This window comes from Hydrogenophaga sp. UC242_53 (genome assembly GCF_042696965.1).
Lineage (GTDB): Bacteria > Pseudomonadota > Gammaproteobacteria > Burkholderiales > Burkholderiaceae_C > Hydrogenophaga.
Window position 1 is genome coordinate 1,601,175 of record NZ_CP170552.1, and the last position, 16,067, is coordinate 1,617,241.

The following is a 16,067-nucleotide window of genomic DNA, read 5'->3' on the forward strand; positions in this document are numbered from 1 at the left end:
GTTTCCTTCTAGAACGGCACGTGGCCTTCGATCGTGGTGCGGAACAGGCGGCGGCGCTGGTCGGGCGGGCAACCCGCGGCCAGGTGCAGCACCGAGCGGTTGTCCCAGAACACCATGTCGCCTGGCAGCCAGCGGTGGCGGTAGATGTAGCGCTCCTGCGTGCTGTGGGCGTACAGGGCCTGCAGCAGCGCCTCGCTTTCGTCGTCGGGCAGGCCGACCACGCGGGTGGTGAAGTGTTCGCTGACGAACAGCGCCTGGCGGCCGGTTTCCGGGTGCGTGCGCACGATGGGGTGGCTCACGGTGGGCACGGCGGCGATCTGCTCGGGCGAGAGGTTGGGCCGCCAGGGGCTGCGGCGTTGCAGCTCGGCGTACACCTTGAGGTAGCTGTGCTCGGCGCGCTCGCCCTGCACCGCGCCGCGCAGCCGCTCGGGCAGTTCGTCCCAGGCCAGGTGCTGGTTGGCGAACAGGGTGTCACCGCCCTCGGCGGGCAGTTCCTGCGCGTGCAGGAAGGAGCCCAGGCTGGGCCGCTCCTTGTACGACAGGTCCGAGTGCCAGAACACACCCGCATCGCCCAGGCCGATGGGTTTGCCGTTCTCCACGATGTTGCTGACGATCAGCACCTCGGGCTGTTCGGGGTGGGCGAACTGGTGCAGCACATGGCGCTGCAGCGGGCCCCAGCGCGCGCTGAAGGCGACCTGTTGCGCGGGGGTGATGCGCTGGTCGCGGAACACCAGCACGTGGTGCCTGAGGTGGGCGCGGTGCAGGCGGGCGAAATCCTCGTCGGACAGGGGCGCGGCGAGGTCCAGGCCCAGCACCTCGGCGCCGAGCGCGTCGCTCAGGGGCTGGATGTGAAAGTCCTGCCGCACGGGGGGAAGCTCTACAAGAATCATGGTCCGCCCATGCTAGGCAGCCCATCGCGCGCAGGGAACGATCCTTATCGAGCAGCGATATGCGGAAAACGGATATCGGCACCCGGTGGAGGGAAAAACCGCCGCCCCCTGGTGAATCTGACCGACGTTTTTACCGATTCCGGGTGGGTGTGGGCCCCATGTCCAGCAGCTGCGGACCCATGCAGGCGAAGCGCGCCTGCGCCTCCCGCACCAGCCAGCCGCCGGTGAAGAGGGAGAAGGCGGGCAGCACCAGCTGCCGTTCCGTCAGGGCGAAGGCCGGAAACCGGCCCCGGAAGCCCGGCACGCTCACCACCGGGTGCACATGGCCGCAGACGACGAACCGGGCACCGGTGGTTTCGGGTGCGGGGCGCGGAGCGTGCGCGAAGCCGAACGGGCCGTCGTCCACGGGTTCGCGGCGGTGCTCGATGTCCAGCCCCGCGCGCGCCGCCGCGCGGTCGTGATTGCCCTCCACCAGCAGCATGCGCACGCCCGCGTGGCGAGCGCGAAAGCGCGCCCATTCCTCGCGCCAGCGCGCATCCACGCGCGGGCCATGCAGCAGGTCGCCCAGCACCCACAGCGAATCCGCGCCGCTGCGTTCGATGAGCGCCGTCAGTCGCTCCAGGTCGTGGCGCGTGCCGCCGGTGGGCAGGGCGATGCCGGCGGCGCGGAACGCGTCGTCCTTGCCCAGGTGCACGTCGGCCACCAGCAGGCGCCGCCGCGCCGGCCAGTACAGCGCGCGGTCGGCGAACAGGCGAACGGGCTCGCCGGCCAGCACCAGGTCGATGGCCTCAGCCATGGCGCGCCTGCAGTTGCTCGGCCGCGCGCCGCACCCGGGCCGACCAGTCTTCCGTGCTCAGCTCGCCGCGCACCGTCTCCGCCCACAGCGGAAACGACAGCGGGGTCAGCGTGCGGGGCTGGCGCAGATCGATCGTGCGCGCCGCGCAGCGCTTGAACGCGGCCGTGAGGGCCTGCACGTCCATCTGCGCCTCGAACACCTCGCGCACCGCCTGGGCCAGCAGCAGGTGATCGGGGTCGTAGCGCTGGAGCACGTCGAACAGCAGGCCGCTGGAAGCCTGCAGTTGCCGCGCGCTGCGCTGCGCGCCGCCGGGCAGCGAAGGCACCAGCATGCCGGCCACGCGCGCGATCTCGCGGAACTGGCGGCGCGCCATCTCGGTGAGGTTCAGGCCTTCGTGCAGGTCGTCCAGCAGATCCGCCGGTGCGAGCAGCCGGGCGATGAGGTCCGGGTCCACCGGCGTGGGCTGCGAGGCGTTGAGCACGAAGCCGTAGTCGTTGACCGCGTACAGGAAGGTGTTGGGCGCCAGGCGCCCCCAGCGCAGGGCAAACAGCGCGGCCATGCCTTCGTGCACGGTGCGCCCGGCGAAGGGGTAGACGAACAGCGACGCGCGCCCACGCGTGCGCACCGTCTCCACCAACAGGGTCCGCGGCGTGGGCAGGGCCGAGACACGCGCCTGCAGGTCCAGCAAGGGGGCCAGGGCGCGCAGTTCCGGGCTGTCGCGCGGGCCGTCGAGCACCGACTCCATGGCCGCGCCCAGTTCGGTGGACAGCGGCATGCGCCCACCCTGCCAGCGCGGCACGGCGGCGCTCAGGCCTTTGGCCATGCGCACGTAGGCCGTCATCTGGTCCACCGCCACCAGCTCCAGCGTGCGGCCGGCGAACTGGAAACGGTCGCGCGGGCGCAGCCGGCTGATGAAGCTCTCCTCCACCGAACCCAGCGAGGCGCCGCGCAGAAAGCGCACCGCCACCGCGCCGTCGGCCGTGATGGTGCCGATGGAGAGCCGGTGGCGCAGCGCCACGCGCCGGTCCGTCACGCGGTACACGCCGTCGTCGCCGCGCACGGCGCGGTGGAAGTCGGGGTAGTTCTCCAGCGCCTGGCCGCCGCGTTCGATGAAGCGCAGCACGCCGGCCCATTGCGTGTCGCTCAAGGCGGCGAAGGCGTGTGTGCCGCGCACCTCGGCGAGCAGCGCGTCCGGCTCGAAGCCGCCGCCCAGCGCCAGCGTCACGCAGTGCTGCGACAGCACGTCCAGCGACAGGCGTGGCGGCCGCCGGGCCTCGATCTCCCCGGCCGCGATGGCTTTGCGTGCGGCGGCGAACTCGGCCAGTTCCAGCGCGTGCGTGGGCACGCCGTGGACCACGCCGGCCTCGCCGGGCCGGTGGTTGGCGCGGCCGGCGCGCTGCAGCAGGCGCGCCAGGCCCTTGGGGCTGCCCACCTGCATCACCAGCTCCACGGCGGGAAAGTCCACGCCCAGGTCCAGGCTGGAGGTGCGCACCACGCAACGCACGCTGCCGTCGCGCAAGCCCTGCTCGGCGGCCAGGCGCAGTGCCGTGTCCAGCGAGCCGTGGTGCAGGGCCAGGGTGCCCGGCGCTTCCAGCCAGATCGACGACAGCGCGCGGTGCCACAGCTCGGCCTGCGCGCGCGTGTTGGTGAACAGAATGGCGCTGCGCGCGCCGGCAATCAGCTGCATCACCCGCTCCAGCTGCGACAGGCCCAGGTGGCCGGCCCAGGCGAAGCGCTCGCCGTGCTCGGGCAGCAGCGTCTGGAGCACCAGGCCCCGGCGCCGCGCGCCGCGCACCACCGGCGCGCCGGGCCGGTGCGGCAGCAGCACGTCGCGCGCCTCGTCCAGGTTGCCCAGCGTGGCCGAGAGGCCCCAGGTCACGGCCGTGGGCGCCAGCGCGCGGATGCGCGCCAGCGTGAGTTGCAGCAGCACGCCGCGCTTGTTGCCCAGCAGCTCGTGCCACTCGTCCACGATCACGCCCCGCAGCCCCGCGAGCAGGGCCACCGTCTCGGGATAGGACAGCATCAGGGCCAGCGACTCGGGCGTGATCACCAGCACCTCGGCCAGGCCCTGGCGGGCCAGGCGCCGGTCGCGCGAGCTGGCGTCGCCCGTGCGCTTGGCCACCGTCCAGGGCAGGCCCAGGGCTTCCAGTGGCGCGCTCAGGGCCTGGGTGGTGTCGGTGGCCAGCGCGCGCAGCGGCGTCACCCAGAGCAGGCGCAGGCGCGAGGTGGGGGACGCGGGGGCCGCCTCGCGCAGGCCGTCGAGCAAGGCGCCGCCCAGCGCCGCCAAGGTCTTGCCGCTGCCGGTGGGCGTGACGAGCAGGCCCGACTCTCCGCGCTGCCAATGGCGCCACACCTGCCGCTGGAAGGGGGCGGGGGACCAACCCTGGGCAGCGAACCACGCGAGCAGCGCCGCGTCCGCCGCGCGGGCGCGAGCAACCGGAACCCGCTGGGTCAGGGCCACCCGATCGTCAGGACGTCGAACGGCAGCAACGGCGGCGGCTGCTTCACCTTGTCCAGCTGCGCGTTCACCACCATCAGCCCGCGCGGGCCCACGGCGGCGGTGGTGGGGAAGTTGAAGCCAGGCTCGGCGATGCGCTGCGTCACGCGCGCGCGGCTCCAGTCGTCGCTGAGGGTGAGCCGGGCGACCTCGTTGGCCTGGTTGCGCACCACGTAGAGTTCATTCGCCCCCCGCAGCGCCAGGCCGTCGCCGTAGCGCAGGTCGCCGCCGTCCACCGCCACCGGCGTGACCGCCTTGGAGGCGATGTCGATGCGCCAGAGCTGTCCCGTGATCAGCTGCACCACCATCAGCCAGCGGCCATCGGGCGAGGCGACGATGCCGTTGAGGTTGATCTGGTTGGGCTGGTAGCGGATGGGCGTGGTGGAGAGGTCCAGCCAGGGGTCGAGCAGGGGCGGCCCGTCCATCACCTGCCGGGCGCGGAACAGCACGGGGCGGAACGAGTCGGTCACATAGACATGGTTGTCGGGCGCGAGCACCAGGTCGTTGAGGAAGGTGTGCGAGTCCTTCGGGCTCTTGAGGTCGGCCACGGTCATGCCGGTGTTGAGGTCGATCACCGCCACGTTGCCCTGCGGCCCGCCCGCCACCCACAGGCGCCCGGCCACGTCCACCTTCATGCCGAACGCCGCCTGCCGCCCCACGGCGCCACCGGCCTGGAACAGCTCCGCCTTGTTCGCGCCCGCTGGCAGGCGCCAGATGTTGCCGTCGTTGGTCGAGCCCACGTAGGCATCGCCCGTGCGCTGATCGATGGCGATGCCTTCGGGAAACACGCTCGCGCCATCGAAGGTGGTGCGAGCGGTCGCGGCACTGGGCCGGGCCGCCTGGATCACGCCGCACAACACGCGCGCGCCGGAGTTGCCGGCCGGGTCGGTGGCGTGGTCGTCGGGGTTCTGGTGCACCACCAGCGCGCGGCCGAACGCCGAGTCGGGCCCGCGCGAGAGGGTGACGTTGGGGTTCAGGTAACGCAGCGATCCCGTGCCGTCCGCGCCCACGGTGATGTTGGGCAGTTCACCGGCGTGCGCCTGGTGCGCGGGTTGCCCCGGCTGCCCATGGTTGTGCGACTGGCCAGGGTCGAAATGGCGGCCCGCCGCGCCGAAGGCCACGGTCTGGCCTGTGGCCGGGTCCGGTCCCGGGGCGCAGGCGCCGTGGGCGTGGATGTGGAAACCATGCAGGCCGGGTGTGAGGCCCTGCACGGTGATGGCGATCTCCACCCCGGCGGGTGTCTGCACGAGCTCGGCCCGGCCCGCTGACTGGCCCGAGGCCGTGACCAGCTGGGCCACGGCGGGTTGGCGCTCAGGCCCGCTCTGCGTGGGCCCGCCCGGATCGGCGGGCGAGGGGGTGGTCCTGCAGCCCGCCACGGCGCCCAGCACAAGGACGGCGGCGAGCGACACACAGGAAGACAAATGGCGTGGCATGGAGGGATCCTTCAAAGGGTTCAACGGCCGGTGTGGGTGATGCGGTAGATCACCCCGTTCTGGTCTTCCGCCACCAGCAGCGAGCCGTCGGCCGCCATGGCCAGCCCGGCCAGCCGGCCGAACTGCGCCGGGCGCCTGGCCCGGTTCTGCTCGGAAGGCGGCGCGTTCGGGCCCACTTGCGTGAAGCTGGGCGGCGGCGTGTCCATGAGCCAGCCGGTGGCGAAGTCCTGCACCGCGGTGGCGCGCCCGGCCGCGTCGAAGCGCACGCGCGCGACGCGGTAGCCGCTGGGCTGGGCGCGGTTCCACGAACCGCGAAACGCGACGAAGGCGTCGTTGCGGAACTCCGCCGGGAACTGGCTGCCGGTGTAGAACGCGAAGCCGATCGGGGCGGCGTGCGCCGTGTAGGTGAGCACGGGGGCTTCGGTGCCCGGGCAGAAGTCGGCCTTGGTGGTGCCCGGCGGATCGTTGAACACCTGGGGGTCGGGTTGGCGGGTGCCGTAGCAGTACGGCCAGCCGTAGTGCTTGTTGGCCCGCAGCTGGTTGAGCTCCTCGGGCGGCGTGTCGTCGCCGTGGTAGTCCGAGCCGTGGTCGAAGCCGTAAAGCAGGCCGCTGCCCGGGTGCCAGCCGAAGCCGATGGTGTTGCGCAGGCCGCTCGCGTACACGGCGCGCGCGCTGCCATCGGGCAGGGCGCGCAGCAGTGTGGCGTTTTCCGGGTTGGCGTCGCGGCAGTCGTTGCAGGTGGAGCCCACGGTGATGTAGAGCATGCCGTCCGGCCCGAAGGCCAGCGTGCGGTTCGGGTGCTGGCCCGCGTCGGGCAGGTCGTCGATGAGCACGCGCGGGGTCGAGAGCGAGCCGTCGGGCTGGATGTCGGCCACCAGCACCTTCTTGTCGGCGGTGATGTAGAGCTGGTTGCCCCGCAGCGCCAGGCCGTGCGCGGCCTTGAGGTTCTGCGCGACGATCTTTCGCTCATCCACCGTGCCATCGCGGTTGCTGTCGCGCAGCAGCAGCACGTCGCCCTGTTCGCGGCGGCTGGCGTACACATCGCCATTGGGCATGGGCAGGAGCCAGCGCACGTTCTGCAGGTCCTTGGCGAAAACCGTGATGCGGAAACCCGGCGGCACCGTGAGCCGCGAGAGCAGCTCGTCCTGGAACTTCACCGGGCTGGGCTCGAGCACCGTCACCGTCGTGGTGAGGGGGCCATCGCCTGGTGGCAGCTGCGCGTGGACCATCGACGGGGCCAGCAGAAGGGCGGGCAGCGCGCCGCCCAGGGTCACTGTCAGCACGGCGGAGCGCCAAGGGTTCATGAAAATCTCCAAAGGGTTGCGCCAGGGGGCATCAGTCGCCGCTCGGCTCTGGCTTGTCGGGCGCGGGGCGGTACGGCACCTCGGCCGGCGCGTGGTCTTCTTCGGGCTTTTCCGCGTCGCGGTAGGCGCCGCGCTGGTTCTGTTCGAGGTGGGGGGCGTCGCTGCTGCCCAGCGGCGCGTGGTCGCGGCCCCGGCCAAAGTCGCCCTGGGGCTGGCGCGAGGAGGCCCGCACGGCGGCGGGGCGCTTGCTGTCTTCGAGTCGGGTCATGGTCGGTCCTTTCCGTTGGTGTGCAAAGGCGGGGGCAAGGCGCGTACCCGCGCCGTGCCTTCAAGCGGGCACGGTCGCTTCGTGCAGTTGCACCGCGTGCCCCGTCGCCTGGTGGAAGACCGCTTCCAGCGACGCGGCGAACTCGGTGTCCATCACGATCAGCTCGGCGCCTTCGCCCACCTTGGCGCGCGGCCCGTCGACCGCCAGGCTCGACCAGTGGCGATCCACGACGGCGTGGCAGGGGAAGGGGCAGCTGTCGTCCACACGGTACACGCGGGCCCCGACGCTCAGAAGGTCGGCGCAGCGTTCCTGCCACCGCCAACCCAGCGCATGCCGGTGCACCACGACGGTCACACCCACGCCGCTGGCGCTCGCCGCGAGCAGGGCCTTCATCAGGCGGCGCGAGGGCGCTCGCTCGACCATGCTCACGAACACCTGGGCGCGCGCTTTCTCGATCTGCTCGACGAGGGAGTGGCCTGCCTGCAGCGGCACACCGCCCGTGGCGGGCGCGGCCGACAGACCCATGTGCGCGCGCCCGACCGCGATCAAGGGCGGAAAGTAGTTCGCCTGGGGCAGGCGGGCGGCGGAGCTGGAGGCGTGCCAGGCCTCCAGAAAGAGCCGCTGCAGGCGCTGCACCACCGGCCCGCGCATCCGCACGTGGGGACCGAAACTGCAGAGGTCCGGGGAGCGGATGCCCGGCCCGCACCAGGCTACCTCGCCATCCACCACCGCCAGCTGGCGGTGCGTGGCGCGCAGACGGCGGTCCAGCCAGCCGCGCCAGCCGCGCCGGGGGTGGTCTTCGTTCAGGGTGATGCCCGCCTCGCACAGGCGAGAGAGCTCGTCGGTCGCGCGCGCCATGTCCAGCGTGTGCGCGATGACCTGCACGCGCACGCCCTTGCGGCATTGTTCGCCCAGGCAGCCGATGATGTCGGCGCCCAGCCCGGGTGTGTGCAGCAGCGCGGCGTCCAGGTTGATGTGGTCCACCGCGCGCTCCAGCGTGCCGATCAGCGCGGCCCGGACGTCTTCGGTGTGGTCGAAGAGGTCGGCCTGGTTGCCCTCCAGCAGCCGCTCGCCCGGCTCGTCGTCCGCGTCGGTGGCGGCCACGGAGGCACGCTCAGGGCCAAATGGCGTGAAGGCAGGCTGTTTCATGCCCCCCCAGGGCAAGCGGCGTTCCCGACCGCCTCTTCAGCGGCGGGTGGCCAGCAGCTCGGTCAGCTGTTCAAGGTCCGCAGGTTTGATGAGGTGGTGGTCGAAGCCCGCGGCCATGATGCGTTCGCGGTCCGTGGCCTGTCCCCAGCCGGTGAGCGCGACCAGCACCGTGTCGGCCAGCGCGCTGTCCGCGCGCACCAGGCCAGCCAGCTCGTACCCGTCGCGCACGGGCATGCCGATGTCGACGAACGCGATGGTCGGTGGACACGCCTCCATCGCGGCCAGAGCCTCGTCGACGCCATAGGCCACCGAGGTGCTCGCGCCCATCAGACCGAGCAGCTCCGCCAGGGAGTCGGCCGCGTCGCGGTTGTCGTCCACCACCAGGACGCGGTGGCCCTGGCCGGCGCGCCGATGGGCCGCCAGGGTATCGGCGGTCACCTGCTGTGCTTCATCGGACACCAACGGGAGTTCGACCATCATCGTGGTCCCCTCGTTGACGCCAGGGCTGCTCGCCGTCACCCGCCCGCCATGCAGTTCGACCAGGCTGCGCACCAGCGTGAGACCGATGCCCAGGCCGCCCTGCGCCACGCGGGACGTGTCGCTGATCTGCACGAACATGTCGAACACCGAGCCCAGCATGGCCGGCGGAATGCCCACGCCCGAATCGCGGACCTGCACGCGCGCGGTGCGCCCGTCCGACCGCAGGCTCACCACGATGCGGCCTTGCGGCGGGGTGAATTTGGCGGCGTTGTTGAGCAGGTTGGCGAACACCTGGGTCAGTCGCACGCCGTCGCCCTGCACGGTGCAGGGCATCGGGGGCAGGTCCAGCTCCAGCTCGTGGCGGCCCGCCGCGAGCAGGGGTTTGCTGAGTTCGGCGGCATCGCGCACCACACGGTCCAGCGAGATGGGCGCCAGGCGCAACTCGATCTTGCCGCGCGTGATGCGCGACACCTCCATGAGGTCGTCGATCAGCCGCACCATGTGCGTCACCTGCCGGTCCATCATGGCGTAGAGGCGCTGGGCGGTGGCTTCGTCCGGTTGCTTTTCCGTGAGGATGCTCAAGGACGTGCGCAGCGGCGCCAGGGGGTTGCGCAGCTCGTGCGCGAGCGTGCGCCAGGAATTCGGTTTTCCGCTGGTCCGCCTCGCGCAGGCCTTCCAGCGTGGTCCTCAGCTGGTACTGCCGCCTGCGCGCGGCCAGCGCCGTGCGCACCGAACTCACCAGCGAAGACACCCGCATCGGCCGCTCCAGCACCGTGAGGTTCGCCAACTGCTCCAGGGCCTCGGTGATCGCCACCGAATCCAGGCCCGAGCGTGCCAGCACGATGATCGGCATGTCGGACCAGGCGGGCTGTGCCCGCAAGGCCAGCATGACGCGCCCGAAGCCCTGGTCGGCCAGGACCTCCTCCGCGATCAGCACGGCCCCGGCGCCCACCGCCATCTCTTTCGCCAACTCGGCGGCATCCGCGCAGGATTCGGCCGCGATGCCAGCGCGCTCCAGGAGCTGGATGGTCATCGCGGCGTCCTTCGCCGTGACCATCCTGAGCAGCACACGCACATCGTGCGACCGCGTTGACACCTCGGTCATGCAGTGGGCGTGTCGGGTGCGACCACGCCTTCCAGGGGAATCGGAACGCCCGTGAGAATGCCGCGGAACTGGCGCAAGGGCGGGCCGAGGGACAGCCCCTCTGCAGTGATCTTGAAACTGCGGATGCTGCGCTCGTGCTGGCCGCCACGCTTTTTCATCACGGAAATCGCCTGCCGCACCTCGCCCTCGGCCTCGAAGTAGCGCAGCAGCACCACGGCATCGGCCAGGTAGCTCGCGTCCACCGGCGAGTGCATCTGCATGCCGATCAAACCGTGCTGCGCGCCGATGAGCAAGGTGCGCACGCCGGCCTGACCGAGGAAGGTGAGCAGCTCGTGCAGTTGCACGATGAGGAAACGCTCGTCCGGCATGGCGTTGAGGTAGCCGTTGAGGCTGTCGATCACGACCACGCTGGCACCGTGTTCTTTGACCGCCTGCCGGATCTCGTGCACGAACTCGCCGGGCGAGAGTTCGGCCGGATCGATCTGCCGCACGCGGATGCGGCCCGACGCCATGTGTTTGGACACCGGCAGACCCATGCCCTCCGAGCGCGTGCGCATGGTCGCGATGCTCTCGTCGAAGATGAACAGGGCCGTGCACTCGCCGCGCTCGGCCGCCGCCATGGCGAACTGCACCGCCACGCTGGACTTGCCGGTGCCCGGTGCGCCCACCAGCAGCGTGCTGGTGCCGCGCTCGATGCCGCCGCCCAGCAGGTCGTCCAGCTCCTTGAGGCCGCTGGGCATCTTGGTCTGGCTCACGGGTTCGACGTGTTCGGCCGCCACCAGCCGGGGAAAGACGATCAGGCCGCCGCGCGTGATCTTGTAGTCGTGGTACCCACCCCGGAACGACTGGCCCCGGTACTTGAGCACCACCAGCCGGCGCCGGGCGTCGCCGTAGTCGGGGTTGAGCTGTTCCAGGCGCAGCACCGCGTGCGAAATGCTCTGCACCTGCAGGTCGTGTTCCACGGCGGTCATGTCGTCCAGCAGCACCACGGTGCAGTTGCGCCCCGCGAAGAACTGCTTGAGCGCCAGGATCTGTCGCCGATACCGCAGCGAATTGCCGGCCAGCAGCCGCAGTTCGGACAGGGAGTCGAACACCACCCGGGAAGGGTTGATGCGCTTGACGTCCTCCAGGATGCGGATGGTCGTCTCGCCCAGCTCCACCTCGGAGGGGTGGAACACCGTGTACTGCTCCTCGGGCGAGAGCGATTCCTGCGCGGGCAGCATCTCGCGGATTTCCACGCCATTGAGATCCCAGCCGTGGGAGCGGGCCACGCCCTGCAGTTCGTCGGCGGTTTCCGAGAGGGTGACGTACAACACGGCCTCACCCATGCGAACCCCTTCCATGAGGAACTGCATCGCGATGGTGGTCTTGCCCGAACCCGGCGAACCCTCGGCCAGGTACAGGCGGCCCGGCGTCAATCCGCCACCGAGCACGTCGTCCAGGCCGGGCACGCCGGTGCGCAGCAACGGGGAGGTGGTGGTGTCGTCGATAGGCAGTGAGGGTCGGGTCATGGCGGGCCGCGTGAAGAGAGGGGGGGAGGGGGGCTTAACCCATCTTCCCACAGGCGCCCGGATGCACCAAGCCACCGCGCCCATCAGGCGGTGGCACCACCGGACAACGCCTTGAAGAAACGAAAGTTGAATTGGGCGCCATACCAACGGAATGGCCGGTTTTCCATGGCCTGATCGTGCGAAGGACGACTACCGAAACTGCTAAGGTCCACTGCCAGTTACAAAATCCAATCACCCTAGCCATCCATGCTGTCTGCCATCACGAATCGGAAATTCTGCGTCCTGAATCTGTTGGCACTTCTCACCGCTTGCGGCGGTGGTTCCGGAGGCTCTCCCGAGGCAGCCCCGCCGCCCGTGCCCCCGCCACCCCCACCACCCGTTCTCACCTCGCCCGCCGCCGCGACCACCCTGAGCGTGAGCCTCAGCGTCCTGGCGCTCAAGGTCTCTGGCGCCTCGCGCAGCGTCAGCGTGGTGAACACCGGTGCCCACCCCGCGACGCTGGTGGAGGTCGATCCGGCGGTGGTGTTCCCGGCGGGCACCACCTACCTCAACCACTGCGCCACGCTGGCACCCGGCGCCACGTGCACCATCACCATCACGCCCGGTGCGGTGGCCAGCGCGCCGCCCGGTGCCCTGGCGCCGGTTCCGGTGTCCATGGCCGTGCGGGGCAGCAACACCAACACGCCAACGGTTCAGGTCCATGTGCTTGACTACGGCAGCGTCTACCAGGGTGGTCATGTCTTTGCCCTCGACGACGCCACGCCCCCCAGCGCGAGCATCGGCGGCAAGGTCGCCATTGCCGGCGACAGCACCGCGCTCTACAACTGGAGCCAGCACAACGTCGCGCCCGGCGCCGTGTTCGAAATCCCCGGCGTGACCGACAACTCGGCGGGGCCGCTGCCCTTCTGCAACGGCAAGTTCGACGGCGCCTGCAACACGCAGCGGATCGTGTCGGCACCCGAGCATGTGGGTGTTCCCTTGACGGGTTACGCGGCGGGCGCCTGCCGCGCCACCATCAATGGCTATGCCGACTGGTACCTGCCCGCCATCTGCGAGCTCAGCGACAGCGCTTCCACCGGATGCACCAGCGGGGAGTCGGTGCAGGAGAGGCTGCACAGGCCCGGCCATGTCAGCTTTCCCACGAGCTGGAGTTCCACGCAATGGAGCGTGGGCCCGGTGGCCCTCGCCTGGTTCCATGCGTTCGCGCCCCCCGGTGGTGGTTCCGCCGGGATGTTCAAAGGCGTTCCCACTGCGGTCAGCTGCGTTCGTCAACTCACGCACTGACCGGCTCAGGGCTTTTTATTCGACCGCTTCCACGATGCGGATGTCGCGCTCCGCGCCATTGCCCAGGGCCTTGAGCGCCAGCTGGTACTGCGGGCTGTCGTGCGCCCCGGTGGCCTGCGCCACGCTGTCGAATTCGATCAGCACGGCGCGCTGGTGGACCGCCGCTTCGTACACCTGCGCGGGCATGCCGCGCGCCAGGAAGCGCCCGCCCGCCGCCTGAATGGCAGGGCCGGCCAGCTTGGCGTATTCCGCCAGGGCGGCGGGGTCGCTGATCGAACGGTAGGTGGCGATCCAGTAAGCCTTGGGCATGTGATTTCCTCGTGTGGTTGTTGAGAGCAGGGATGAAGCCCGCAATGTACAGGCCGCGTCTTTTTCACATGCCACCCAGGGCCTTTTCGACCAGCCCGGCCAGGGCCTGAGCTTCGTCGCTCGGGTCCGCTCGCAAGGCGCACACGGTGCCCAGCCGGTCGGGCAGGTCTTCGTCCTGGCTGGCCTTGAGCTTGCCTTCGAGACGTTGGATGGGCAGCTCCACCCCGACGATGGCGCGCAGCATGCGGTCGACGTAGTCCGCGGGCGCATCGTCCACGCGCCACGGTGCGGGCCGGTCGGCCTCGTGCGTGGCCGTGAGCCGGTTCAGCATGTCCAGCAGCCAGTCCCGGTCGTCCACCGCGCGCGCGACGCCGTGCGCATGCGCCACTGTGTAGTTCCAGGTGGGCACGACCTTGCCGTGGGCCGCCTTGCCCGGGTACCACCCGGGCGAGATGTAGGCCTGCGGCCCCTGGAACATCACCACCGAAGGCGCGGCCGCGCCCAGCGCGCGCCAGATCGGGTTGGCCCGCGAGACATGGCCCACCAGCGTGCCGAATTCGCCTCGGCTGCGGTCCAGCAAGAAGGGCACATGGTTCGCCACCAGGCCGCCCGCGGTATGGCACACCCAGGCGCCCAGCGGGTGTGCCTCCACCAGGCCGAAGATCGCCTCGCTGTCATCGAGGGCGTGGTGCTTTGAAACGTACATGGTCCATCCTCAGGAAGTGGTGAATGCATGGCGCACCAGCAGCGCCGCGAGCACCCACATGGTGATGCCGATCAGCCCGTCCAGCACCTGCCACGCGCGCGGCCGCGCGAACCAGGGCGCCAGCCAGCGCGCGCCAAAGCCCAGCAGCCCGAACCAGCACAGGCTGGCCGTGCTCGCCCCGGCCACGAACCAGCCGCGCAGCGCGGCCGGCTGCTGGGCGCCGATGCTGCCCACCAGCAGCACCGTGTCCAGGTACACATGCGGGTTGAGCAGCGTGAACGCCGCCGCCTGCGCCACGGCCGCGCCTCGGCTCAAACCCTCACCCCCATCGGCGGCAGTCAGCTGCTGCGGCAGGCGCGCGCGCCGCAAGGCCCGCCAGCCGTACACCGCGAGGAAGGCCGCGCCCGCCAGCGCCAGCGCCCGCGCCAGGCCGGGGCTTTCGCCCAGCGCCTGCGCCATGCCCAGCACACCGGCCGTGATCAGCACCGCGTCCGCCACGGCGCAGAACAGCACCACGCTGCCCACGTGCTCCCGGCGCAGGCCCTGCCGCAGCACAAACGCGTTCTGCGCGCCAATCGCCACGATCAGGCCCAGGCTCAGCACCAGGCCTTGAATGAAAGTTGTCGTCATGCCCCGAGATTGCCAGTGCGGGGTTGTGAAGGCAAACTGTCTTCACTACATCCGATGAAGCAAAACTGAATCATGCTGGACTACGCCTCCTTGTCCGCCCTGGCCGCCGTCGTGCGCGAAGGCAGCTTCGAGCGCGCCGCGCGCGCGCTCCATGTGACGCCCTCGGCCGTCTCGCAGCGCATCCGGCTGCTGGAAGAGCGCGTGGGCTGCGCGCTGGTGGTGCGCGGCCAACCCTGCGAAGCCACCGAAACCGGCCGGCGCCTGTGCCAGCACGTGGACCGCGTGAGCCTGCTGGAACAGGAACTGCAAGGCACGCTGCCCGCGCTCGCACCCGAAGGCGTCGCGCGCGTGGCGCTGCCCGTGGCGGTGAACGCCGACAGCCTGGCCACCTGGTTCGCCCCCGCCGTGGCCGCGTTCGCGGCCCAGGCGCCCGTGCTCATGCAGGTGGCCGTGGACGACGAAGACCACACCTCGGACTGGCTGCGCAGCGGCGCGGTGCTCGCCGCCGTCACGGCCACCGCGCGCCCGGCCGTGGGCTGCAACAGCCGCCCGCTGGGCACCATGCGCTACCTCGCCACCGCCAGCCCCGCATTCGTGCAGCGCCACTTTCCCCAGGGCGTGGGGGCCGGCAGCCTGGGCAAGGCGCCCAGCCTCGTCTTCAACACCAAGGACCAGCTGCAGGCGCGCTGGGCGCGCCGCCAGTGCCACCGGCACGTGGAGCTGCCCCGGCACACCTTGCCGTCGCCGCATGCGTTTGTCACGGCGGCCCTCGCGGGCATGGGCTGGGGCCTGCAGCCCGAGGTGATGGTGCGTGCCCATCTCAAGGCCGGCCACCTCGTTGAACTGGTGCCCGGCACCCCGCTCGATGTGCCGTTGCACTGGCAGCAGGCGCGCGCGGCCTCCACCTTGCTCGACGAACTCACGCGGCACCTCACGCGCGCCGCCGCGGCAGCGCTGTTGCCCCACTGACCAACCCCTGGGGCTGTGTTCGCTACCCAACAGACGACCTGGTCACCCAGGCCAATACTGGTCTGATGGACGCCTCAACCGGTTGCCACCATGGCTGACATCTTCCTGGTCGATGACCACGTGATGTTGCGTGAAGGCCTGCGCAATGTGCTGGAGAAAGCCGGGCACCGCGTCGTGGGCGAAGCCGGCCACCCGGCGGCGGCCATCGCCGACATCGCCCGCCTCCAGCCTTCGGTGGTGCTGCTCGATCTGCACCTCGAGCCCGACTCGGGCTTTGACGTGCTGGAGGAGGTGCAGCGCCGCAAGCTGCCGTCGCGCGTGGTCATGCTCACCATGTCGGCCAACCCCCGGCACGTGGTCGAAGCCTTGCGGCGCGGCGCCCTGGGCTACGTGCTGAAAGACTCGGCATCCCTCGAGCTGCTCAACGCCGTGGAGGTGGTCGCCAACGGCCACCGGTACCTTTGCCGGCGGGCATCCACGCTGGCGGTGGAAGGCCTGATGGCCGAATCCCGATCGGCCGCCGTGCTCTCCCTGTCGGCGCGGGAAAGGCAGGTCATCCTCATGGTGGTTCGGGGCCTCACCAGCGCCGTCATCAGCACGAAGCTGGACCTCTCGCCCAAGACCGTGGAGTCCTACCGCGCCCGCATCATGGCCAAGCTGGGCGTGGACGACGTGCCCGCCCTGGTGCGCCTGGCGGTGCGCGAGGGCTTGATCGGCGTCGAGGACTGAGCCTGCG

Annotated in this window: 16 protein-coding genes; 4 read left to right on the top strand and 12 right to left on the bottom strand. The window is 70.7% G+C overall.

The window, feature by feature from the left end; genetic code table 11:
* Positions 1-8 precede the first annotated feature (8 nt).
* The 8 genes from ACFJI0_RS08265 to ACFJI0_RS08300 form a co-directional block, all read right to left on the bottom strand.
* The gene (locus ACFJI0_RS08265; protein ID WP_382324207.1) at positions 9-890 is read right to left on the bottom strand and encodes a TauD/TfdA dioxygenase family protein; all 882 of its coding nucleotides are present in this window, start codon (positions 888-890) and stop codon (positions 9-11) included.
* 130 nt (positions 891-1,020) lie between these two features.
* Entirely contained in the window at positions 1,021-1,686 is a 666-nt protein-coding gene (gene pdeM / locus ACFJI0_RS08270) for a ligase-associated DNA damage response endonuclease PdeM (protein WP_382324209.1), read from the bottom strand.
* Complete coding sequence (locus ACFJI0_RS08275; protein ID WP_382324211.1) at positions 1,679-4,147, bottom strand: ligase-associated DNA damage response DEXH box helicase; 2,469 nt, start codon at positions 4,145-4,147, stop codon at positions 1,679-1,681. Before ACFJI0_RS08275 ends, pdeM begins: the two co-directional genes overlap by 8 nt.
* A complete protein-coding gene (locus tag ACFJI0_RS08280; protein ID WP_382324213.1) occupies positions 4,138-5,616 on the bottom strand; it encodes a superoxide dismutase family protein in 1,479 nt (492 codons plus the stop codon). The genes ACFJI0_RS08275 and ACFJI0_RS08280 overlap by 10 nt, the downstream gene beginning before the upstream one ends.
* A 20-nt stretch (positions 5,617-5,636) precedes the next feature.
* The gene (locus ACFJI0_RS08285) at positions 5,637-6,920 is read right to left on the bottom strand and encodes a PQQ-dependent sugar dehydrogenase (protein WP_382324215.1); all 1,284 of its coding nucleotides are present in this window, start codon (positions 6,918-6,920) and stop codon (positions 5,637-5,639) included.
* A gap of 31 nt (positions 6,921-6,951) precedes the next feature.
* Entirely contained in the window at positions 6,952-7,188 is a 237-nt protein-coding gene (locus ACFJI0_RS08290) for a hypothetical protein (RefSeq protein WP_382324217.1), read from the bottom strand.
* Positions 7,189-7,248: 60 nt separating this feature from the next.
* Positions 7,249-8,292, bottom strand: coding sequence for a phosphatidylserine/phosphatidylglycerophosphate/cardiolipin synthase family protein (locus tag ACFJI0_RS08295; protein WP_382324219.1), 1,044 nt, complete (start codon positions 8,290-8,292; stop codon positions 7,249-7,251).
* Positions 8,293-8,373: 81 nt separating this feature from the next.
* On the bottom strand, positions 8,374-9,399 hold the full coding sequence (locus ACFJI0_RS08300) for an ATP-binding protein (protein WP_382324221.1): 1,026 nt from the start codon (positions 9,397-9,399) through the stop codon (positions 8,374-8,376).
* Positions 9,400-9,497: 98 nt separating this feature from the next.
* Here ACFJI0_RS08300 and ACFJI0_RS08305 point away from each other — a divergent pair, with 98 nt between their 5' ends.
* Positions 9,498-9,977, top strand: coding sequence for a hypothetical protein (locus tag ACFJI0_RS08305; RefSeq protein WP_382324223.1), 480 nt, complete (start codon positions 9,498-9,500; stop codon positions 9,975-9,977).
* Here the strand turns inward: ACFJI0_RS08305 and ACFJI0_RS08310 are convergent.
* Complete coding sequence (locus ACFJI0_RS08310) at positions 9,919-11,433, bottom strand: ATPase domain-containing protein (RefSeq protein WP_382324224.1); 1,515 nt, start codon at positions 11,431-11,433, stop codon at positions 9,919-9,921. The two genes, ACFJI0_RS08305 and ACFJI0_RS08310, sit on opposite strands and share 59 nt — an antisense overlap.
* A gap of 414 nt (positions 11,434-11,847) precedes the next feature.
* Between ACFJI0_RS08310 and ACFJI0_RS08315 the strand changes: the two genes are divergently transcribed.
* A complete protein-coding gene (locus ACFJI0_RS08315; protein WP_382324226.1) occupies positions 11,848-12,717 on the top strand; it encodes a hypothetical protein in 870 nt (289 codons plus the stop codon).
* A gap of 15 nt (positions 12,718-12,732) precedes the next feature.
* On the opposite strand, the gene ACFJI0_RS08320 is transcribed toward ACFJI0_RS08315, so the two are convergent.
* The 3 genes from ACFJI0_RS08320 to ACFJI0_RS08330 all read right to left on the bottom strand — a co-directional run bounded on the left by ACFJI0_RS08320 (position 12,733) and on the right by ACFJI0_RS08330 (position 14,362).
* Positions 12,733-13,026, bottom strand: a complete 294-nt coding sequence (locus ACFJI0_RS08320) for a DUF1330 domain-containing protein (protein WP_382324228.1) — start codon at positions 13,024-13,026, stop codon at positions 12,733-12,735.
* Positions 13,027-13,090: 64 nt separating this feature from the next.
* Complete coding sequence (locus tag ACFJI0_RS08325) at positions 13,091-13,732, bottom strand: FMN-binding negative transcriptional regulator (RefSeq protein ID WP_382324230.1); 642 nt, start codon at positions 13,730-13,732, stop codon at positions 13,091-13,093.
* Positions 13,733-13,741: 9 nt separating this feature from the next.
* Positions 13,742-14,362: a LysE/ArgO family amino acid transporter gene (locus ACFJI0_RS08330; RefSeq protein ID WP_382324232.1), complete on the bottom strand. Its 621-nt coding sequence runs from the start codon at positions 14,360-14,362 to the stop codon at positions 13,742-13,744.
* A gap of 72 nt (positions 14,363-14,434) precedes the next feature.
* Between ACFJI0_RS08330 and ACFJI0_RS08335 the strand changes: the two genes are divergently transcribed.
* Positions 14,435-15,331 carry a LysR family transcriptional regulator ArgP gene (locus ACFJI0_RS08335; protein WP_382324234.1) on the top strand — a complete coding sequence of 299 codons (897 nt, stop codon included), beginning with the start codon at positions 14,435-14,437 and terminating at the stop codon, positions 15,329-15,331.
* A 90-nt stretch (positions 15,332-15,421) separates the two neighbouring features.
* Positions 15,422-16,060: a response regulator transcription factor gene (locus ACFJI0_RS08340; RefSeq protein WP_382324236.1), complete on the top strand. Its 639-nt coding sequence runs from the start codon at positions 15,422-15,424 to the stop codon at positions 16,058-16,060.
* Positions 16,061-16,067: the final 7 nt, after the last annotated feature.

Excerpts from the sequence above, each read along its gene's own strand:
- ACFJI0_RS08265 (WP_382324207.1), bottom strand. The coding sequence starts at position 890 with ATGATTCTTGTAGAGCTTCCCCCCGTGCGGCAGGACTTTCACATCCAG.
- pdeM (WP_382324209.1), bottom strand. The coding sequence starts at position 1,686 with ATGGCTGAGGCCATCGACCTGGTGCTGGCCGGCGAGCCCGTTCGCCTG.
- ACFJI0_RS08280 (WP_382324213.1), bottom strand. The coding sequence starts at position 5,616 with ATGCCACGCCATTTGTCTTCCTGTGTGTCGCTCGCCGCCGTCCTTGTG.
- ACFJI0_RS08285 (WP_382324215.1), bottom strand. The coding sequence starts at position 6,920 with ATGAACCCTTGGCGCTCCGCCGTGCTGACAGTGACCCTGGGCGGCGCG.
- ACFJI0_RS08290 (WP_382324217.1), bottom strand. The coding sequence starts at position 7,188 with ATGACCCGACTCGAAGACAGCAAGCGCCCCGCCGCCGTGCGGGCCTCC.
- ACFJI0_RS08310 (WP_382324224.1), bottom strand. The coding sequence starts at position 11,433 with ATGACCCGACCCTCACTGCCTATCGACGACACCACCACCTCCCCGTTG.
- ACFJI0_RS08320 (WP_382324228.1), bottom strand. The coding sequence starts at position 13,026 with ATGCCCAAGGCTTACTGGATCGCCACCTACCGTTCGATCAGCGACCCC.
- ACFJI0_RS08325 (WP_382324230.1), bottom strand. The coding sequence starts at position 13,732 with ATGTACGTTTCAAAGCACCACGCCCTCGATGACAGCGAGGCGATCTTC.
- ACFJI0_RS08330 (WP_382324232.1), bottom strand. The coding sequence starts at position 14,362 with ATGACGACAACTTTCATTCAAGGCCTGGTGCTGAGCCTGGGCCTGATC.
- ACFJI0_RS08335 (WP_382324234.1), top strand. The coding sequence starts at position 14,435 with ATGCTGGACTACGCCTCCTTGTCCGCCCTGGCCGCCGTCGTGCGCGAA.
- ACFJI0_RS08340 (WP_382324236.1), top strand. The coding sequence starts at position 15,422 with ATGGCTGACATCTTCCTGGTCGATGACCACGTGATGTTGCGTGAAGGC.